This is a genomic window from Mycobacterium appelbergii (assembly GCF_032883035.1).
In the GTDB taxonomy this organism is placed as follows: domain Bacteria; phylum Actinomycetota; class Actinomycetes; order Mycobacteriales; family Mycobacteriaceae; genus Mycobacterium; species Mycobacterium appelbergii.
This window is the reverse complement of sequence record NZ_JAMQTH010000001.1, coordinates 17,648-37,498: the sequence shown is the minus strand read 5'-3', so window position 1 is coordinate 37,498 and position 19,851 is coordinate 17,648. Positions and strand designations below refer to the sequence as shown.

Annotated in this window: 14 protein-coding genes; 6 read left to right on the top strand and 8 right to left on the bottom strand. The window is 64.8% G+C overall.

Annotated features, from left to right (window positions below; genetic code table 11):
• Positions 1-89 precede the first annotated feature (89 nt).
• The 4 genes from M1247_RS00175 (at position 90) to M1247_RS36365 (ending at position 6,156) form a co-directional block, all read left to right on the top strand.
• Positions 90-833, top strand: coding sequence for a hypothetical protein (locus M1247_RS00175; RefSeq protein WP_317154238.1), 744 nt, complete (start codon positions 90-92; stop codon positions 831-833).
• A gap of 286 nt (positions 834-1,119) precedes the next feature.
• On the top strand, positions 1,120-2,064 hold the full coding sequence (locus M1247_RS00170; protein ID WP_317154237.1) for an ESX-1 system-associated protein: 945 nt from the start codon (positions 1,120-1,122) through the stop codon (positions 2,062-2,064).
• Positions 2,065-2,174: 110 nt separating this feature from the next.
• Positions 2,175-4,370 (top strand): EspK C-terminal domain-containing protein, encoded by a 2,196-nt coding sequence (locus tag M1247_RS00165; RefSeq protein ID WP_317154236.1) that lies wholly within the window; start codon positions 2,175-2,177, stop codon positions 4,368-4,370.
• Positions 4,371-4,581: 211 nt separating this feature from the next.
• Complete coding sequence (locus M1247_RS36365; protein ID WP_410506785.1) at positions 4,582-6,156, top strand: PPE domain-containing protein; 1,575 nt, start codon at positions 4,582-4,584, stop codon at positions 6,154-6,156.
• A gap of 934 nt (positions 6,157-7,090) precedes the next feature.
• On the opposite strand, the gene M1247_RS00150 is transcribed toward M1247_RS36365, so the two are convergent.
• From M1247_RS00150 to M1247_RS00115, 8 genes are all read right to left on the bottom strand, one after another.
• Positions 7,091-9,433 carry a TPR repeat domain-containing protein gene (locus M1247_RS00150; protein WP_317154235.1) on the bottom strand — a complete coding sequence of 781 codons (2,343 nt, stop codon included), beginning with the start codon at positions 9,431-9,433 and terminating at the stop codon, positions 7,091-7,093.
• 225 nt (positions 9,434-9,658) lie between these two features.
• Positions 9,659-9,988, bottom strand: coding sequence for a YbaB/EbfC family nucleoid-associated protein (locus M1247_RS00145; RefSeq protein ID WP_317154234.1), 330 nt, complete (start codon positions 9,986-9,988; stop codon positions 9,659-9,661).
• Between the two features lie 12 nt (positions 9,989-10,000).
• Positions 10,001-11,395: a type VII secretion protein EccE gene (eccE, locus tag M1247_RS00140; protein ID WP_317154233.1), complete on the bottom strand. Its 1,395-nt coding sequence runs from the start codon at positions 11,393-11,395 to the stop codon at positions 10,001-10,003.
• Positions 11,392-12,738, bottom strand: a complete 1,347-nt coding sequence (mycP, locus tag M1247_RS00135; RefSeq protein ID WP_317154232.1) for a type VII secretion-associated serine protease mycosin — start codon at positions 12,736-12,738, stop codon at positions 11,392-11,394. Before mycP ends, eccE begins: the two co-directional genes overlap by 4 nt.
• Before the next feature lie 184 nt (positions 12,739-12,922).
• On the bottom strand, positions 12,923-13,180 hold the full coding sequence (locus M1247_RS00130; RefSeq protein WP_317154231.1) for an HPr family phosphocarrier protein: 258 nt from the start codon (positions 13,178-13,180) through the stop codon (positions 12,923-12,925).
• 9 nt (positions 13,181-13,189) lie between these two features.
• A complete protein-coding gene (locus tag M1247_RS00125) occupies positions 13,190-15,208 on the bottom strand; it encodes a PTS fructose transporter subunit IIABC (RefSeq protein ID WP_317154230.1) in 2,019 nt (672 codons plus the stop codon).
• Positions 15,205-16,188 (bottom strand): 1-phosphofructokinase family hexose kinase, encoded by a 984-nt coding sequence (locus tag M1247_RS00120; RefSeq protein ID WP_317154229.1) that lies wholly within the window; start codon positions 16,186-16,188, stop codon positions 15,205-15,207. Before M1247_RS00120 ends, M1247_RS00125 begins: the two co-directional genes overlap by 4 nt.
• Complete coding sequence (locus M1247_RS00115; RefSeq protein WP_317154228.1) at positions 16,185-16,952, bottom strand: DeoR/GlpR family DNA-binding transcription regulator; 768 nt, start codon at positions 16,950-16,952, stop codon at positions 16,185-16,187. The genes M1247_RS00120 and M1247_RS00115 overlap by 4 nt, the downstream gene beginning before the upstream one ends.
• A gap of 103 nt (positions 16,953-17,055) precedes the next feature.
• Here M1247_RS00115 and M1247_RS00110 point away from each other — a divergent pair, with 103 nt between their 5' ends.
• Positions 17,056-18,723, top strand: coding sequence for a phosphoenolpyruvate--protein phosphotransferase (locus M1247_RS00110; protein WP_317154227.1), 1,668 nt, complete (start codon positions 17,056-17,058; stop codon positions 18,721-18,723).
• Positions 18,724-18,865: 142 nt separating this feature from the next.
• A complete protein-coding gene (locus M1247_RS00105; RefSeq protein ID WP_317154226.1) occupies positions 18,866-19,840 on the top strand; it encodes a pirin family protein in 975 nt (324 codons plus the stop codon).
• The last annotated feature ends 11 nt before the right edge of the window (positions 19,841-19,851 follow it).

Below are 19,851 nucleotides of genomic sequence, written 5' to 3'. Positions count from 1 at the left end.
GTGCCAAGGCTGTGTGAGCCGTTAGCGATCCTCCGCTGGCCGGTTATCTCGGCAGATGCAACTGGTATGTGCGGCGATGGGAGTAGTCGATGACGGGTGAGCTACGGGTGAATCCGCCCGAACTGCGGGCCGGAGGCTTGGGCATGAGCGACGCCGCAGCCAGCCTTCCAGATCCGCCGGCGATGTTCACAACTTCGGGGACAGACCCGCTTTCGGTCGCGCTGCAGCGGGTGACTCAAGAGAAGGAAGCGGCCTTCATTGAGGGCTTGCCAGGCACCAGGGCGGATGCAAAGGGTACGGCAACGAACATCGGGGTCGCGGCCGACCAGTACGAGAAAACGGATCAGGAGATCCACGACAACGTGAAGAAGTCGCTGGCCGAATTCGACTCAATGTACGGTCCGCCCGCGGGTGGTGGAGCCCAAGATGCGATGGGCCAATTCGGACAGCTGATGCAGATGCCCATGCAGATGCTTCAACAGATGGGCCAGGTCCCGACGCAGATGCTTCAGCGGCTCGGACAGCTTCCGCAGACCGCGATGCAAGGCGTGCAGCAGGGAATTCAGCAGATCAGCCAGGTCGCCGGCGAGGCGGCACAGAAGGAAGACGCGCAGAAGCCGGATGATGGGCGGGAGGAGGACGCGCAGAAAGCTAAACACGATGAGCAAGCGCGTCCGAACGAGGTCGAGGGTGCGACCGCCGAGCCGAGCGCTCCTGAGCGTGCACCGGTAGCGGCTCCGCACGGAAATCTTGGGACGGAAAGTTCGCCGCTAGCTCCACCCGTGGAGCCAGTGCCACGTCGAGCGCCTTCTGATCCATCAATTCTGTTGTGACCGTGAAGTTTCTGACCTAAAAGGTGTGTTGATGAGTTTGCCTCCCCCGCCAGATTCGTTTGGTTCCCAGCCGCCGAATGGTGGTGGAGGACCTCAGTGGGGTGGGCCTCCTCAACAGGGACACGGCGGTCAGCCGCCATACATGGGTGGTCCACCATCGGGACAACACCAAGGAACACCGCCGCAGTGGGGACCTCAGCAGCAATGGGCTGGCGGTCCGCCGCTTCCGCCGCCGAACAAGGGCGGTAAAGGGAAGTGGATCCTCATTGGCCTCGCTCTGGTAGCGGTGATTGCACTGAGCATTGCCGGCACAGTAATCGTGCTTCGGTCCGATTCAAACGGTGGTGATGGGCCGACGCAATCTGCACAAGGCAGCGATTCCGAATTCGCGAGCGCGAATGACACGGGACCAGCAACAGTGATCACTGACGACGTCACTTGCGATGCTTGGACGAGGATTGGGCGAGAATACGCCGACACGGTCAAATCCGTTAATTGGGACGACAGAGATAGAACCGTCTCTGTTGGAGCGTGGACGCCAGAACAGCGAACCATGTACGAAACCGTTGGCAAGGCAATGACCCGTGCAGCCGAGCAGACGGTAGGGCTCATGAAGCGAACCCCGCATCGGGTGATGCGTGAGCTGTACGAACAGTTCATTGCCTACGCCCACGCGTTCACTAATGTAATTCCAAAGTACGTCGCTGACGATGATAACTTCGTAGTAGTCACGGAGGCAGCAGGGAACAGTGTTTCCAACATATGCTCGGCGATAAACTATAAAAGCGCACAAACGATATCGGGTACAATTGCTGACCCCGCGCCGCCATCCAAGATTGCGACGCTTGGTGATGCACCCAATCCAGAGGTCTTCTTGCCTGAAGTCAACCCAATATGTTCGGAGTGGGCATCAATGGTATCGCGATATAGCGACGATACTGCTGCATGGGTCGCACTCGATCCGAATATCGAAGCTAAGGCGTGGACGCCCGAGCAGAGGGGAATCATCGACGCCGTCACTACGGTTATGACCACAAACGCGGATGATATTGAGAAGTTGGGGCGCAACAGCGGTAATCCCACGTTGGAAGATTTCGCAGTTTTGGGTGCTCAGTATCGACGTGCGTATGCGGCTGCGCTTCCGACGTACACGCCTCGGGATAGCTTCCTCGCGGAATCGGCAACCTACTTGGTCAAGATAGTCGATTGGGCCTGCAAGGCCGGGTCATGAATGCGGCAGTAGGAGGCAGCTTTGGGGGTGGTGCAACCGGCGGCGCAATCGGCAATGCAGTTGGGACGGCTTTAAGCAGGAGTAAGCCTACCGGCCAGTACGCCGACGAAATGACCGCTACCGGTGCTTGGCCGGAAACGGATGAGTCAGTATTTGAGAGCCGGAAGGAAATGCTGTCGGGCATCAGATCTGGTGTTACCGAAGCTCGGTTGGCCTGGGATAAAGTCAAGGCTCTTGTGTTCAATGGCCTCTATATATGGATGGGTGGTAGTGCAACCGCCGCGGCGGCAAAGGTAGAAGAACATAGTAAAGCAATGGCTGAGCGCGAAAAGCAACTCGATGACGCAATTCGATGGTGCCAAAATGCGATAGATCACATCGGCGCTGCGAAGGATACGATTGTCGGCAACGTCGGAGAAGCGCTCAAGTCGATTAGCGCTGCGTTAGAAGAAGCGGCTGAGAAGGATCTCGACGCTACAGAGGCTGTCCAAGGCATTGTTGACCAGACGTACACCGCTAACAAGAACGCGATTCAATCATTAGCCAGCCGCCTAACCGGCAAAGATATACCTGAAACGCCGCCACCCGTCGACGGGCCAAATGAGACTGGCAGCGATCAGCCAGGAGCGCAGTCAGACGGCGAAGAATTGCCAAGTGAAAACTCCCCGTTGTTCTTGACTGGCAAGACGCCTCAAGAGGGGCGAAAGCCACCGGGGCCTGGATTCGTTCCTGCGGTTAGTGCCGAGTCTGAAGTCGAACCTGTACTTGACAAGCAACCGGCAGAGCAAGAAGGCGTTGGATCCGGTTTTAGGCCAGCGGTCACTCCTGAGTCAACGCCCCAACCCGTTCTGGAGCATCAGCAGACCGAACAGGCAGGCGCAGGTTCTCCCATGAAGCCTGCAGCGGCACCTCCTTTCGGCAGCCAGCAATCCCCGTCGGGGCCTAAGTCGCCCGGTGTTGCTGGCGGGTCCGGCGCGCCCGGTGCTCCAAGCCTCGGTGGCGGCGCCCCAAGCGCGAGCGCACCCAGCGCACCAAGCAGTCCCCTCAGCGCCAGTTCGCCGGCAGCAAGTGCCACTCCGACCGGCCTGGACCCGTCTCAGGCTGCAGCCGCCGCGAATGCACAACCGTTCGGTCCGCAGTCGCCGGCTCAGCAGTTCGCGCAGGGGCTGTCGCAGGGGCTGAACAATGCGCCGCCGCCGACGATGCAGCCGGCCGGGACCTCGGTCGCCCCGCCGGTGACCGACGCTCCCGCTCCGCCGCCGAGCGCAACTGCCGGTGCATCCGGTGGTGGGACTGGCCATGCGCCGGTTGCACCGCCAACGTCGACCGGCGCTGGTGGTTCGTCCATGGGCGGCGGTATGGGAGGGATGCCTCTGGGCCCACCGCCGACAGCTCCGCCGGCCGGTCCGTCGGCGCCTGCCCCGCCGCCTTCCGCGGCACCGATTGCGAATACCAGCACTCCGGCCACTGCTGCGGCAGCGGCGATTCCGGTGTCGACGGCGCGCGCGGAGCGCGACGCAGCCCTGGCCGCAGCCAGGGCAGGGGCGTTGCGCCGTAAAGCCGGCGACCACGATCCGTTGAGCTTGGCTCGGCGCCTCGCAGCGGCGCTCAACGCGCCGGGCATGGTCAATGACGCTGATTACAAGTTCTTCTGGATCACCGGGCTCACCGTGGACGGCAAGATCGTGGTGGCCAACAACTATGGGCTGGCCTATATCCCTGAGCAGGTGCACCTGCCCGAGCAGGTGCACATGGCTTCTGCGGATGAGTCGATCTCGCCCGCTGAGCGTGCGAGTTGGGTGAACGAACCGGTCGTGGCGGTGCAGCGTTGGGCCGAGCACCATGACACCGAGTTGCGCGCGGTGATCGCGACTGCGGAGCAGTTCAAGAACTCGGATGCCGGTGTGCACCAAGAAGTTTTGACACCCGAAGACATCCCTGCCAGCGGGAAGATGGCCGGTCGTGACCGGCTGCAGGTGATCGCCCCGCAGGCGAGCTCTCAACTCGCGCAAATCAGCGACACCGATCTGGTGAATGTGTTGCCGCCCGCGCTGGCTGATGTCAATCCGCCCGAGGATCGGCGGACCGCATTGTGGGATAAGGTGTGGCAGCCCTTGGCCAGTCGTTCCTCTAAGCGAGGTGCGCGGCATCTACGGGCCTTTGTGGAGTACGCGGCGCACACCCAGGAACAAGCGATATACGCGGCACACACCGCCGCCGATCCAGAAGATCAACGACGAGCTGTCAACGAATTTGTTTACTGGCAGCACGTAGGGCAGCTGACCGCTGACGCCATCGCGACGTAAGCAACGGCGATGGGCGGAACACAATGTCCGGCGGGTGGCCGGTGAGAAATAACGCGGCTAGCGCGTTCGGTACGCCCTTATGATTGCCTGCGTGACGTCGATAGCCGGCTTGCCCAAGCAAGCAGGCCGCTCAAGCAACAATTCGGGGTTCGCTACAGAGAACTTCTGTGGCCATCAGCGGGCGTCATGGGTGTAGAGAGGATGGTCTGCAATGGGTGATGAGTTGCGGTACGCGACCGAGGGGCTGGAGGCAAAAGCCCATATCTGCGAGACACCTCGCCCCGAAGGACCGCCGGAAGAGGCAAACCCGCCGGACATGCTCCTGACTACGTTCTCACTTTGGAACAAAGTTTTGGCGTCGGCCTCGAAAATGACGGCGACGCTTAAAGCGGGAGACCGTGAGGGAGAGCGTATCGCGGCGGCCCTGCGAGCTGCGGCCGGTGCCTACAAGAAGGTTCAAGACGCGAAAACCGCAGCGCTGAATAGTCAGATGAATGGTAGTGATGGACCGCCGCCAGCTGAGACGGCTGCTCCAGACATGGCAAGTATTCCTGGCTCGCTGCCCATTCCGTCCCCGGCCTATCCCTCTTCTAGTGGGGAAGGTGACGACAAGGATTGGGATGAGGCCGCGCGAGAAATATATGGCGGCGATATACAGGCCCTATCAATCAAGTTTTTGCGGGACAAGTGGAGGGATTACCAGTCAGTCCTGGAGGGCCACGGGGCGAACTTCTCGCAGCCTGCAGAGGGGTGGCACGGCCCTGCTGCCGAAACGTGTGCGGAGGCTCAGCGACGACTATCGAGCTGGTGGAGGGACATGGGTGCAGAGTGCGGCAGGCTGGCTCAAGAGGCGACCACGTTTGCCGACGCGCATGACAAGCTGGTCGCCAGCCATCCCACGTTAAAGGATGTGGAGGAGTATTACAGCGCAGACTGGGAAGCTCTCGGCGCGGCGCAGAACATGACTGCCCAGGACGCCAAATCGATGATGTGGGAGGCCTTCCAGCGGCAGTCAGAGGATGCACTCGAGGCCTATGGTCGCACCACGCTCCAGGAGATAAGGCCGGGCAAGCCACCGGCGATTGGTGGGCTGCCGACGGTCCATGACGGTGAGGCGACACATCCCGGCCCTCAAACCCCCGGAGGCCCCGGCGGCGGACCAGGTGGCGGCACGGGTGGAGGTAGCGGCGGCGCCGGTGGCGGCACCCCGGAGATGCCCAAGATGCCGTCGCTCGATCCGCCGATGTCACCGGCGGGCCTTGATCCCTCAGCGGGGGAGAAACCGTCGGGTTCGCCCAGCGGCGGTGGCTCGCCCTCCGGCGGCGGCTCCCCGTCGGGCGGTGGTGCGCCACCTGGCGGCGGCGCGCCGGGTGGTCTTCCCGAGGGCATGCCTGAGGGTGGCCCTGAGATTCCCGGTCTCGAGGAACCCAGCCTCAAGCCGGCCAGCGCTGGCGGTGGCGGTGGCGGAATGGGCGGTGGCGGCGGCGGTATGCCCGCCGGGCCCCTCGGCCCTGCCGTCGGAGCGGACTCGGTGGCGGCATCCCCAGCGGGCGCCCGCGGCGGCGGCGTCGGACCCTCAGGCGCCTCGGGTGGCGGCGGGGTTGGCGGCATGGGCGGCGGCATGGGTGGCATGGGCGGTGGCCATGGCCAGGGCGGCCAGGGCAAGGAGAAGCGCCGCAATCCGAGTCTCTCGGAAGACGAGTCGCTCTACGAGGAAGACCGCGAGTGGACCGAGGCCGTCATCGGTCACCGTCCGCGCAAGGATGTCAAGGACACCAAGCAGTAATCTGACGCCCACGCCGGATGGCCCCCAGGACCTTGATCCTCAAAGCAGTTCGGTTGCACGCCGATTAATGGTGTGTCGGCGAGCAGTCCATTTCCGTGGGAGGTCTGAGTTCAGGACGGCCATCCCGGATGCGGGGCTTCAGTAGGAAAATCAGCCCGCGGATGTTCGCCTGTGACGAGAACTGTCCGACGGTCTACAGGGTCGGGCGCTTTGGCGACGCATTGGGCTACGTCTTGCTGAGAAGTTGGCCACTCATCGTCGCGAAGCTCTCCACGAGGGTTGAGCTTGCCGGTAATTCTCCATTGGCCGAAAACATCGGTGGACGGAGATGGAGACGGTCCGGATTGAGGCGGGAGATCATTGTTGCCGATGCCGGGCGGTGTCATGGTGATACGCAGCGCTGAAATCCCTGCGGTTTCCGGGGACGCTGCGCCCGAGGGGTGGAATGAGTACTTGTCGTCGTCAGTGGCGCGCGCGGTTGTGTAATCCCAAGTGCACGTCACAACAACCACCTCATGTTCGTCCCTCGTGACGGACAAGATGTGTTGGCGGCTTGTGCCGACCCTAGGGGAGCGTAAGGCGTATTCCGTTTCTGGCCACAAGCCAAGGGCATGTCGAGGCCCATCGTCTGAACCGTTGGGGGCGACCGCCTTATCGAATCCTGGATAGAGCTTGTCGATATCGCCGGTTTGTTGGACCAACGCGAACGACTCCACATACGCCCGTATCGGAACGGCCGGGCCCGTGACGAGTTCGATCCCGGGCTCTGCACTCCAGACATAGCGCAGATCCGCGACAACTCCGTCCCAACGCAATGTCGGGGTTGGTTGCGGTGTTTTCGCAACTTCGTTGCCGGAACTACACCCGGCGAGCGCCGACGACGCTAGGCAAAACACCATAGCTAACGATTTGGCCGTGTTGGCAGGGATCACTATTACGAATCTCCGGTCGCCGGGTCACTATCTTCGGTAACGCTATTGTATCGAGACGGTACATGAGACTCGATAGTGATACCGAGATCATCGCCCACTACATTACGGAATACGCCGCCTACGACGTCCTTATACTCGCGACTGGCTATCGTTGCAGGGTCCATTTCCTCGTACGATAGAATCCTGAAGCCCTTAGCGGGATCGTCGGGATCGACCAATTCGTAGTAACCCATCGGTAAACCGGCGATGTCTATACCTTTTGACTGTAACGCATTCAACACCTGCTGTTGAGCCACCGCAATATCCATATCTGGCAGGTCCTGAGGCTGCCAATCAATACGCGGCTCAGGCCCGATGAATGAATCTTGCATAGCAGTGCCCATTAGATCGATCGCCGGCCCGGATAACGCCCAGGGGCCAGGCGCCATGCTGGCGGTTGCGCTCGCCACCTTAAATCCGGTATCCCAGGCCGACTTCTTCTGCTGCCATTCCGAGTGAACCTTTTCTTGCTCGTTCAAATCGCCCTGTTCCACCGCGTTATGGATTCCGGAGTCGGATAATCCCCGCAATGTCACCGCGTCTTCCAAATACCGGTTGAATGACTTCGTATCCTGTCCATCAGAGGCAAACGCACTCGCCCATTTGTCCTGGCTGGCTGCGGCGTCGAAGAGTGCCGCGCCGTTGAACGAATTTGACGCGATCTCGTCCGTGCTGAGCACTGAGAAGATGCCCTTGGCGATAGGGAATGAACCGTTCTGCCTGTTCTCGGCTGTGTCCAAGAAGTCAAAACCATTGTTTGGCGCACCCGTCAATTCCGCGATATTTGCGATGTAGGGCTTAAGGCCTTCGGCCATTCCTTGAACAAGTCTTGGGTTGAGCTCCCCCAGGGTGGTGTCCCGATTGGGCCCGAGATTGAGCAAGTCATCGTACTTCTCGCCGATATAGCGGCCATAAGCTTCCGCCGTGTCGGCGGCGATTTCTGAGTGTTCGTGTCCAGTCCAGCTCAGGGCCGATGCAATTGCATCACCATCGTCAGACCAGGCGCGGTGGGTCAAATTGTGAAGAAACTTGTCGGAGTCGATTCCTTCGATATGATTTCCGCCGGTGGTTATTGCATCATGGATGGCATGATGGTCGGGCGACACCGCTGACAATAGGTCTGAGACGACAGGATCGGCCCAACGTTGACTCAGGTTTGGGTCGTGAAGCTCGGGCCAGTACAATCGGTCCGACATGCTCGAAGCCTTCGCCAGGATTGCACGGTCAAGATCAGTATTAGATTGAAAGTCTGGGCTACCGTCTTTCACGATCGCCGCGATTGCGCTCAACTCGTGAGCGTCGAGCGCATTGCTTATGGCATAGTCGCGGGTTTCGAGACCAAGTCCCGGGATGGGCAGGTTCTGCTTAGCCAGCGCCTCCTGCAAGCTCTGTGGCAGTTTGTCAAAACCTCCCTGAACCATATCCCCGGGGTTGTCGATTGCGTCGACCTTGGTTTCGGTGTTGGGAAAGTAGATATCGTCGTTGCTCATCAATTGCCACGAGTTGCCGATTATGTCTTTATGGCTGCCAAGTCGTTGCTCCGACGCGAGTAGTTCCTCAGTGCTCATACCGTTCATCTGTGCATTCAGTTGACTGACGTACGAACCTTGTTCGGCAGACAGAGCTTCGGTTCCGATGCGTTGTCCGGGACGCATTGCGTCTAGGACATCGTGAACACGTGTAGCTGCCTCCTGGTCTCCGGCCAATGCGTCCTGCACGTCCTGCTCTGCACGTGCGCGGGCATCGTCTGTGGTCTCTTCTGCCGAGCCCTTCCCTTCTTTGGGCAAATCCTTGCCCGTTCCAGGGGCGAACTTTTGGTGGGTAAGTTCCTCATATGCCTTGTTGAGGTCCCGGATGCGCCCGCCGATGTCGGCCATCTCGTTGGTGGATTTCTGGATGATGTCGCTGACGTCCCCGAGGCCCTTGTTCACGATCGGCACGAGCATGCGTCTGCCGGCGTCATTGTTGGGCACCGATGCGGCGGCGCTGACGACCCAATCGCGGGTTGTGTCGAGCTTTTGGCGCCCGGATATCACGACATTTGCCGCCTTCCCGACTTCAGCAGCCATCTGTTTATCGAGTTCGGCGAGCTTGCCGTAGACCTCAGCGTGTTCCTTGTTGGCGGTTGCATAGGCGCCGGCTGCCGCACCTTGCCAGCGGTGATCGGGTGCGGCAGCCTCGACGCCAGCTTTCATCTGCATCAGTCGTGAACTGCCGTCGTACTGTGATCCGTCGTCGGGTGTGCCCTGACCGAATGTCTCCCTGGCCTTTATCCACGTCGAATTGAACGCATCAAGCGGGCCCACATAACCCCCTCGTCAGGATTTCAGCAGTCAACTCTCAGTATCTCAGCGGTCCTGCTACCTCGGCTTCACTAATCTGACGGTCGTCGACGGATAAACCGACTGGTGGTGAAACTGTGCTGGCATGGCCGCCGTGTGCCAGGCTTAGCCCACCATTTGATCTTTTGGTTTGCGATCAGCAATACCTCGGTGAATGTGGTCTCAATCTGACGATCACGGCTGTAACACCTATTGACCATCGGAAGTCAGCTGCGCAACGATCCCGTCGAGCCGCTCCCGGTCGGCCTCGATGGAGGCCGTCGCAGCGGCAGTCGCCTTCTGCAGCGCCTCGTTCAGCCGCTGCTCGACGGTGTGGGCGCCCAACCGCAGCAGACCGTCCTTGATGTAGACGTCGGTCAGGTGATGATGGCCGTTGAGAGTGACTTCCACGCTCTGGGCTTCGTCTGTCGCCGTGAAGGTTTCGGTGTTCATCTTGTGCAGCTGGTCATCCATGAGCGATTGCAGCTGCTGCGCCTGGCGCAGGACCGCAGCGACCTGCGGATGCATCTCTTCTGTCACGATTCCTCCCGACTACTGTTCCAGCGCCATCTGGTAACGACTTTCCTCGCGCGGGTTGATCAGACTGATCGGCAGTTGCCGATGCCGCGGAGTGTCGATGAAGTTCGGCCGCAAGATCACCCGGCCGACGCCTTCGTGTGGCCCGAGGTAGGTCGTCGAGTTCGGCCAGGCAACCCGGGCGACCCTGCCGACCCGGCCGTTGATCAGTGACGCGAATTCGCGGAACTGTGGCCCGAGGGTGACGACGGCACCGGCGGCCGCGGAGCGGATGACGAATTGGGTGAACAGCCGCGCATCGCCGAGGTTGATGCTGACGTCGATGTTGTCGAACGGCATGTACACCGGATAGCGGTCCGAGGTCTCGCCGACCAGCACACCGGCCGAGCCGATCGGCAGGTCGTAATGCTTGTCGGTGACCGGGCTGATGCCTTGCAACGCCGCCCGTTGACCGCCGAACAGGCACGAGAACCCGCGTGGGGTCGTGGGATTGGCCAAGGTGGTCAGCAGCACCGTCGCGGTCGGTGCGACACCGGGGCACAACCGGAGCCGGGTGGTGGTGTGGTCGGCTCGCGCCGACCACCACACGTCGGGCCCGCCGGGGGCGTTGTAGGCCGCGGTGAACGTGCTGCGGCCCTTGATCGCCGACCAGGTCTCCCGCTCGAAGCTGATCTCGGTGGCTTTGTCGTAGTCGTCGAAACTGCGGCTGCAGCGTGCGTCGACACCGTTGCTGGCCAATTGGTCGGCAATGCGCGTCGCCGACGCCACCAGGTACCGGGCCAGCCCCGACACACCGGCGTCGCGGCGTTGTGCCGAACGCTGTGTCTTCTCGGGGTTGGCGCGCAACACAATCCAGGTCCGCCGGTTGGCGGGCGCCGGGTAGGGCCCGACCACCTGCTCGTAAAGCGCGACCAGGCTGGCCGGCGCGGTCTTGCCCACCCGGTACCCGGCCGACACCACGTCGGCCTCCAGGTCGGGGCAGTGCGCCTCCAGGAGTTCCTCGATGAGTTTGGTGTTGATCGTGTCGTCGCTGGCGGCATTGCCGTTGACGATCACGGTCGGCGTGAAAGCCCTTGGCACCAGCTCGATCACCGAGATGAGGTAGTCGCCCTGCCAGCGTACGGCGACGTGGTCGCCGGGCATGACGGTCGCCCCGACCGCGGGCTCGGACGCCACGTCGGGAGTGCTGCGGTGTCGCCGCCGCCAGGAGAAGATCGCCACGATCCAGCCGGTGATCCGCCTGCCACGGATGGTCAGCACCGAGAAGATCGCGATCAGCACCGCCAGCGTGATGCCCAACCACATCAGCTTGAAATACAGGCACAGGGCGATGCAGCCCGGAATCAGCGCGGCCGCCCAGATGGCGTGCCCGGTGGTGAACCGAAAACCGAACTGGCGCAGGAAGTTCATCGGCGCCTCAGCGCACGGCGGGCCAGGGCGCCCACGCCGAGAATCAGCGCGAGACCGACCCCGATGACGACGACGGCGGTGATGGGGCCACGGTCCGGCGGCGGAATGTACGGCGGCGGTGGCACTTCCTTAACCCGGTACGGCACCTTCTCCGGGCCGTCGGGAACTTCCCACGTCAGTGCGGCGACGGGATCGACTACGCCAGCGCCGACGTAGTTGTCCACACCGCCACCCGGATGACGCGCGGTGGAGGTGATCCGGTTGATGATCTGCGCCGCGGTGAGGTCGGGAAACCGCTGCTTGAGCAACGCGGCCAGGCCTGAAACATAGGCGGCGGCAAAGGAAGTGCCGTTGAGCGGCACCGGGCCGTCTTCCCCGGGCGTGGCGTTGACGGGCTGACCGTCGTAACCGAGCGCCACCAGGTTTTCACCGGGTGCCGCCGCACCGACCCACGGGCCGGACATGGAGAAGTTGCTCGGCTGGCCGTTCTGGCCGATGCTGCCGACCGTCAGCACCAGCGGGTCGTACCAGGCCGGGCTGACGATGGTCTGGACCTGCTTCCAGCCACGCGGGTCGGCGGGGATGGACGGGTCCGGCGGTGGGTTCTGCGTGCAGTCCTGGCCGGTGTTGCCCGCGGCCACCACGATCACCGCACCTTTGACGTTGACGGCGTAGTTGATGGCCGCACCCAGGCTGGTCTCGTCGATACGGCGGGTCACCTTGTAGCAGGCGGCCTCACTGATGTTGATCACCTGCGCACCCAGGTTCGCCGCGTGCACCACCGACCGGGCCAGGCTCCGGATCGAGCCCGCGGTCTGGGTGGTGTTGGGATCGTTGGGATCTTGGCGTGAGCCCTTCGGCTGGAACGCCACGGACGTCTGGCGTAGCGAGATGAGCCGGGCGTCGGGTGCGACGCCGACGAAGCCGTCGGTGGGTGCCGGCCGGCCGGCGATGATCGACGCGGTGAGCGTCCCGTGGGCGTCGCAGTCGGACATACCGTCGCCCGCAGCGTCGACGAAGTCACCTCCGGGTTCGGCCGGGACGCGTGGCGAACCGTTGACGCCGGTGTCGATCACGGCCACAGTTACCCCGGCACCCGTTGCAAATTTCTGTGCCTCGGGGATCCGCAGATAGTCGTTCGCCCATGGTTTGTCGGCGAAGTTGGAGTTCGGCATGACCGTGGGGGCGGCGCAGATCTTGCGCTGTTCGGTAGGCTGATCCGGGCCTGTTTCATCAGGTGGGAGGGCTGCTGCGTCGATCGAAGGTGGTTCGATGGCCAACGCCGGAGGCGCACTGAACAAAGCCAGCAATACTGCCAGCAGCATCACGATCAAGCGCTGCACGCTCTACCCACCCCCCGTGGCATCAGACTTGCCTGCAGTGTGCTGATGCACATACAGCAAACAAATCTGTGCCTGTCCAGAATCGCGCCTACTCACGCCAAGCCAACCGGCTAATTGCACGCAGGCAATCATAAAGGTGCGCTGAGGAGGGTGATGACGCTTTCTTGCCGCGGCCGTAAAGGAACTACGCGTCGAGGTCCGCGGTCACCAGATCGGCGACCGTTGCCAGCGCCGCCTCGTCGTCAGAGGTGACGGTCACCTGGGCGTCCTTGCCGGCGCCCAGCGTCATGATCATCAGCGCGGAACCGGCGTCGACCGGATCCCCGCCGTCCATGGCCAGGGTGACCGGTACTCCGGCGTTGACGACGGCTTCGGCGATGATCGCGGCGGGGCGGGCGTGCAATCCGATGGCTGAGCCGACGGTCACGGTTTTACTGGGCATCTCTTCTCCTCAGGTGGTGGCCAGCGCCGGGGCATCCGGCGCGGTGACGGTAGGTGTGCGCAACTGCTTGGCGGCGACGACGGCCAGCGCACCGGCCACGGTCCCGGCGACCAGCGCCACCACGAACCACAGCAGATTGCCGATCGCGAAGAACACGAAGATGCCGCCGTGGGGCGCCTTGAGTGTGACGTCGAAAGCCATGGTGAGCGCCCCGGTGATGGCCCCGCCGAACATCATCGACGGGATCACCCGCAGCGGGTCGGCCGCCGCGAACGGGATCGCGCCTTCGGAGATGAACGAGGCGCCCAGCAGCCAGGCGGCGCGCCCGTTCTCCCGTTCGGGCTGGCTGAACAGCTTGGGCCGCAGCAACGTCGCCAACGCCATCGCCAGCGGCGGCACCATCCCGGCGGCCATCACCGCGGCCATGATCCGCAGCGAGGCGGGGTCGGAGACGTTGAGGCCGGCGACGGCGAAGGCATAGGCGGCCTTGTTGACCGGCCCGCCCAGGTCGAAGCACATCATCAGGCCCAGGATGATCCCCAGCAGGATCACCGACGCCCCGCTCATGCCGCTGAGCCAGTTGGTGAGGCCGTCGGTGATGGCCGCCAGCGGCCGGCCGAGCAGGAAGAACATCAGAATGCCGACGATCAGCGACGCGCACAGCGGGATGATGACCACCGGCATCAGCCCGCGGGCCCACTGCGCGACGGGAATCCGGCTGATCCACAGTGCCGCGAACCCGGCGATCAGGCCGCCGACGATGCCGCCGATGAACCCGCCGCCGACGAACACGGCGACGGCGCCGGCGGTGAAGCCGGGTGCGATGCCGGGACGGTCGGCGATGGCGAACGCGATGTAGCCGGCCAGCGCGGGGACCAGGAACCCGAACGCCAAACCGCCGAGGGTGTACAACACCGCCCCGAGGTATTGGACGAAACCGCCGCTGGGCAGGTTCGCCAGAGAGTTGGTGCTGGCGATGATGTTGCCGAGAGATTGAGTGGCGCCGGCCGGCTTGTTGGCGATGTCGTAGCCGGCGAACAGGAACCCCAGTGCGATCAGCAGGCCGCCGGCGGCGACGAACGGAATCATGTAGCTCACACCGGTCAACAGGATCTGCCGCAGCCGGGTGCCCCAGCCGACATCACCGGCCGCCGTGGGGGTCCCGGCATCCGCAGTTCCCGAGACCCGCGCGGCACCGGGATCGGTTGCGGCGGTGACGGCTTCGGCGACCATCTGGTCGGGTTCGTTGATGGCGCGTTTCACCCCGGAGGCGATGACGGGTTTACCGGCGAAGCGCTGCCTGTCCTTGACGCCGACGTCGGTGGCGAAGATGACGGCGTCGGCCGCGGCGATCGTCTCCGCCGATAGCGGGGTGCTGCCCGAGGATCCCTGGGTTTCGACGTTGAAGCTCACCCCGGCCCGATCGGCGGCCAGTTTGAGGGCATCGGCCGCCATATACGTGTGGGCAATGCCGGTGGGGCAGGAGGTGATTGCCACAACCGACACCGTTTTCGGGGGCTCCGGCGCGGGCTCCGGAGACGTAGGTGCAGACGCAGGTGCGGCAGCGGCAGGCGCCGGGTTGACGACGCCGTCGACCAGCGTCACCACCTCGTCGGCACTGGTCGCGCCGCGCAGCGATTCGACGAAATCCTTGCGCACCAGGGCCCGGGCCAGGCTGGACAGCAACTTCATGTGTTCGGCCCCACCGGATTCCGGTGCGGCGATCAGGAACGCCAGATCGGCCGGGCCGTCGGGCGCGCCGAAATCCACCCCGGGCGACAGCCGGGCGAAGCCGATCGTCGGGGTGTCGACGAAGGGGGAGCGGCAGTGCGGGATCGCGATACCGCCGGGCAACCCGGTGGCAGACTGTGCTTCACGGGCCATCGCGGCGCCGATCAACCCCTCGGTGTCGGTGGCGCGCCCGCCCGCGGCGAGCGCCCCGGCCAACCGCGTGATCACGGCTTCTTTGTCTCCGCCGGCATCGACATCGAGCAGGACCAGGCCGGGCGTGATGATCGGTTGAGTCATTGCAGTACTTCCGGGTTGGTGGGGATAAGCGGGATGACGGGCACGGCGTCGAGGTCGAGTTGTTCCGGGGACGGTAGTGCCGAGCCCGGTAGCGCCGCGGCGGCACTGCCGTAGCCGACGGCCATCCGCAGGCAGCGTGGCGGTTCGGCACCGCCTACGGCCGCACGAAGATAACCGGCCAGCGACGCGTCGCCGGCGCCCACAGTACTGCGCGGCGCGATCGGCGGCGGGGTGGCCAGCCAGGCGCCGGTGCTGTTCACCAGCACCGCCCCTGCCGCGCCGAGGGTGGCCAGCACCGTGCCGACCCCGCGGTCGACGAGGTGCCCGGCCGCCGCTACCACGGGCGACGGATCACCCTGGGCGACAGCATCTTCCAGCTCGGCCGCGGAGCCGTCGACCAGGCCGGCGAGTTCCTCGGCGTTGGGCTTGATCAGGTCAGGAGCGGCCACGTCGAACGCCGCCGCCAACGCCGCCAACGGTGCTTCGGAGGTGTCGACGGCTACCCGGCACGTCATCGGGGCCAGCAGCGCGACCAGTTCGGCGTACCAGTCGTCGGGAACGCCGGGCGGCAGCGAACCGGACAGCACCACCCAGGCTGCGTGCTGCGCGGTGGCCAGCACACAGCGGGTGAGCGCGTCGAGCGCCGCGGCGTCGAGCCTTGCCCCGCGTTCGTTGAGTTTGGTTGTGGTGCCGTCGGATTCGGTGATCGCCAGATTGGTGCGGACGGGCTCGGCGATGGGCACTCCCCGGAACGGTACGGCGCGGGCGCTGAGTGCGCTCAGCAGCGGATCGTCGTCGGCGCACGGCAGGACGGCCAGCGCGTCCACGTGGGCGAGTGTCAGTGCGCGGGCCACGTTGATGCCCTTGCCACCCGGCTCGACGGTGACCGAATCGACCCGCTGCACCGCGCCGCGCGTCAGCGGCGAGGAGAGCGTGACGGTGCGGTCGAGGCTCGGGTTGGGGGTGACGGTGACGATCATGCGATCACGACCTCGACACCGAGGTCGGTGAGTTCCCGGCGGTCGGCGGTACTGATCTCGGCGTCGGTGATCAGTGCGTCGACACTGCCGATCGGGGCGAAGCTGACGAGGTCCTCCCGGCCCACCTTCGACGAATCGGCCGCGACCACAACGAAATTAGCAGCCCGCACCATGGCGCGTTTGACCGCTGCCTCGTCTGCGTCCGGAGTGGACAGGCCGTGGCGTGCGCTGATGCCGTTGGTGCCGATGAAGGCGATATCCACCCGCAGGTCGTCCAGTACCCGCAGCGCCTGCTCGCCGACGGTCGCCTGCGTCAAGCCGCGAACCCGCCCGCCCAACAGCTGCAGGGTGACCGTCGGCATGCAGGCAAGACGGCCGGCGACCGGCACAGAGTTCGTCACCACGGTCAGGTCGCGGTCGGTCGGTAGCTGGGCGGCGATGCGGGCCGTCGTCGTGCCCGCATCCAGGAGCACGCTGGCCCCGCTGAGCGGGAAGAAGTCGACGGCGGCGGTGGCGATGGCGTCTTTCTGTTCGGCGCGGGTGGTCTCCCGTTCGCCGACGCCGGGCTCCACCAGGTGCAGCGTTCGCGCAGGCACGGCGCCGCCGTGGACGCGGCGTAGCACCCCGGCCCTGTCGAGCGTCGCCAGGTCACGTCGGACGGTCTCGGTGGTGACGTCGTAGGTTTGCGCCAGCTCCGCGACCGAGGCACGGCCCTTGCTCATCACCAGCGCGGCGATGGCGTTCTGACGCTCCTCGGCGTACATGGCCCTCCGTTTATGTGGGATATACCGCATATCAAATGTTGATATGTGTTGTTTTACGCTTGAGTGTGTTGACTTGTCAATAGTTTCTAGTAATCTAGCTCACATGAGCAGCTCAACTCCGGTTACTTCACTGACCGTCCTGCGCGGCGTCCCGGTCGTCTCGGGCGTGCAGTACGCCCCGGTGATCCGGCCCGGCCGGCTTCCTGCGCTCGACGCACCGGCCCACGAGGTCGCGGAGGCGGATCGGCCCGCCGAGTCCGCCCGCTTCACCGCCGCCGCGGCGGCCGTCGCCACCCGGCTGCGGGACCGCGCCGCGCACGCCACCGGGGCCGCCTCGGAAGTACTGGCCGCCACCGCGACCCTCGCCCAAGACCGCGCCTGGCTCGGCGCGGCGGAGAAGCGCATCACCGCGGGAGCGCCCGCGGTGCGTGCGGTGACCGAGGCGGTCGAGCAGTTCGTCGACCTGTTCACTCAGCTCGGCGGGTTGATGGCCGAACGGGTCACCGACCTGCGGGATATCCGCGACCGCGTGGTGGCAGAGCTGTCCGGGCTGCCCGAGCCGGGCGTGCCGCTACCGGACGTGCCCTCGGTGCTGTGCGCCGAGGATCTGGCCCCGGCCGACACCGCGGGCCTGGACCCGACGCTGGTGGTGGGGCTGGCCACCACGCTGGGTGGGCCGACCAGTCACACCGCGATCATTGCCCGGCAGCTCGGCATACCGTGTGTGGTCGCCGTCGGCGGACTTGACGCCGTCGACGCGGACACCCTGGTGCTGCTCGACGGCACCAGGGGAACCGTCACCGTCGACCCCGACCCGGCACAGGCCGCCGCGGCGGTCGCGGCCGCAGCGCAGAGCGCGGCGCTGGCCCGGCAGTGGACCGGGCCGGGTGCCACCGCCGACGGGCATGCCGTCGCGATCCTGGTCAACGTGCAGGACGGTGCGGCCGCCCGGGCCGCGCGCCAGACCCCGGCCGAAGGCGTCGGACTCTTCCGCACCGAACTGTGCTTCCTCAACCGCGATACCGAACCCACGGTCGACGAGCAGGCGCAGATCTACCGTGAGGTGCTCGACGCCTTCGACGGAGCCAAGGTAGTGATCCGCACACTCGACGCGGGGTCGGACAAGCCGCTCAAGTTCGTCGGGCACCCCGAGGAGGCCAACCCGGCCCTCGGCGTGCGCGGCATCCGAATTGCAGCAGGCAATCCCGGCATTCTGGAGCGGCAGCTGGAGGCCATCGCCGCCGCCGGTGGTGACTGGGTGATGGCCCCGATGATCGCCACGGCGGCCGAGGCGGAGTCCTTCGCGACGCGGGCCAGAGCGTACGGACTGACCCCCGGCGTGATGATCGAGGTGCCCGCCGCGGCGCTGCTCGCGGACAAGATCCTCGAGCACGTCGAATTCCTGTCGATCGGCACCAACGACCTGGCGCAGTACACGATGGCCGCCGACCGCATGTCGGCCGAGCTGGCCGGTCTGACCGATCCGTGGCAACCCGCGGTGCTGGCGCTGGTCGCGACGGCGACGCGAGCAGGCGCGGCGGCAGGCAAGCCCGTGGGGGTGTGTGGTGAGGCCGCGGCGGATCCGCTGCTGGCGTGCGTGCTGGTGGGGCTCGGGGTGACGTCACTGTCGGCGGCAGGCGCCGCGGTCCCCGGCGTGGGTGCCCAACTGGCACAGGTGAGGCTGCAGCAGTGCCGCGACGCGGCAGACGCGGTCTTGGCGACCGCCACCGCCGAAGAGGCCCGGGCGGCTGCTGCGGCGCTCCTGTCCTAACGGCGAGCAGACGCTGCGGTACTCGAAAACACGCAAATTGGGGTACCGAACTGTCTGCTCGCGGGGAAAGGGGAACCCTCAGGAATAATCGGACCGCGGTCCGGTTATATGGGTATCAGTTCAGATACCCGAGGAGGTACCGATGCCAGCCATCACTGCAGACACGTTGACCTTGCCCCGCATCGAGGCGGCGCACGCCCAGGACACCGAACGGCCCGTCCGTTCGATCACCACCGGGCCGCGCGGTTACGAGGGGGAGGGGTTTCCCGTCGTCCGCGCATTCGCTGGGGTCAGTGCCGCCGACCTCGACCCGTTCGTGCACATGGATCAGATGGGTGAGATCGAATACCAGCCCGGTGAACCCCGGGGTACCGACTGGCACCCGCACCGCGGCTTCGAAACCGTGACCTACATGATCGACGGCCGGTTCGCCCACCAGGACTCTCACGGTGGCGGCGGGCTGATCACCGACGGCGCCACCCAGTGGATGACCGCCGGATCCGGCATCCTGCACATCGAAACCCCGCCTGCCGAACTCGTCGAGAGTGGCGGCACGTTCCACGGCATCCAGCTGTGGGTGAACCTGCCAAAGAAGGACAAGTTCGCGACGCCGCGCTACCAGTCGATCGAGGGCAACGAGGTCAAGCTGCTGTCCTCCGAGGATGGCGGCGCCCTGGTCCGCATCATCGCCGGCGACGTCGGCGGGCAGCACGGGCCGGGGGACACCTACACGCCGATCACCTTGGCGCACGCCACAATTGAACCGGGTGCTCGGCTGAACCTGCCGTGGAAGCGTGACTTCAACGCGCTGGTGTACGTGCTGTCCGGGCGCGGCAGCGTCGGGCCGGTGGCGCATCCGATCCAGCAGGGGCAGCTTGCGGTGTTCGGCCCGGGCGACCGCATCACCGTGGCCGCCGAGGGCACGCAGGATTCGAACCGGCCGGCACTGGAGGTTCTCATCCTGGGCGGCAAGCCGATTCGTGAGCCCGTGTTCCACTACGGACCGTTCGTGATGAACTCGAAGGCCGAGTTGGTCCAGGCGCTCGACGATTACACCGCGGGCAAGTTCGGCGCCATCCCGCCGGGCGCGTTGATGCCGCACCGGCCGCTGGACTGACGGGCTGACGG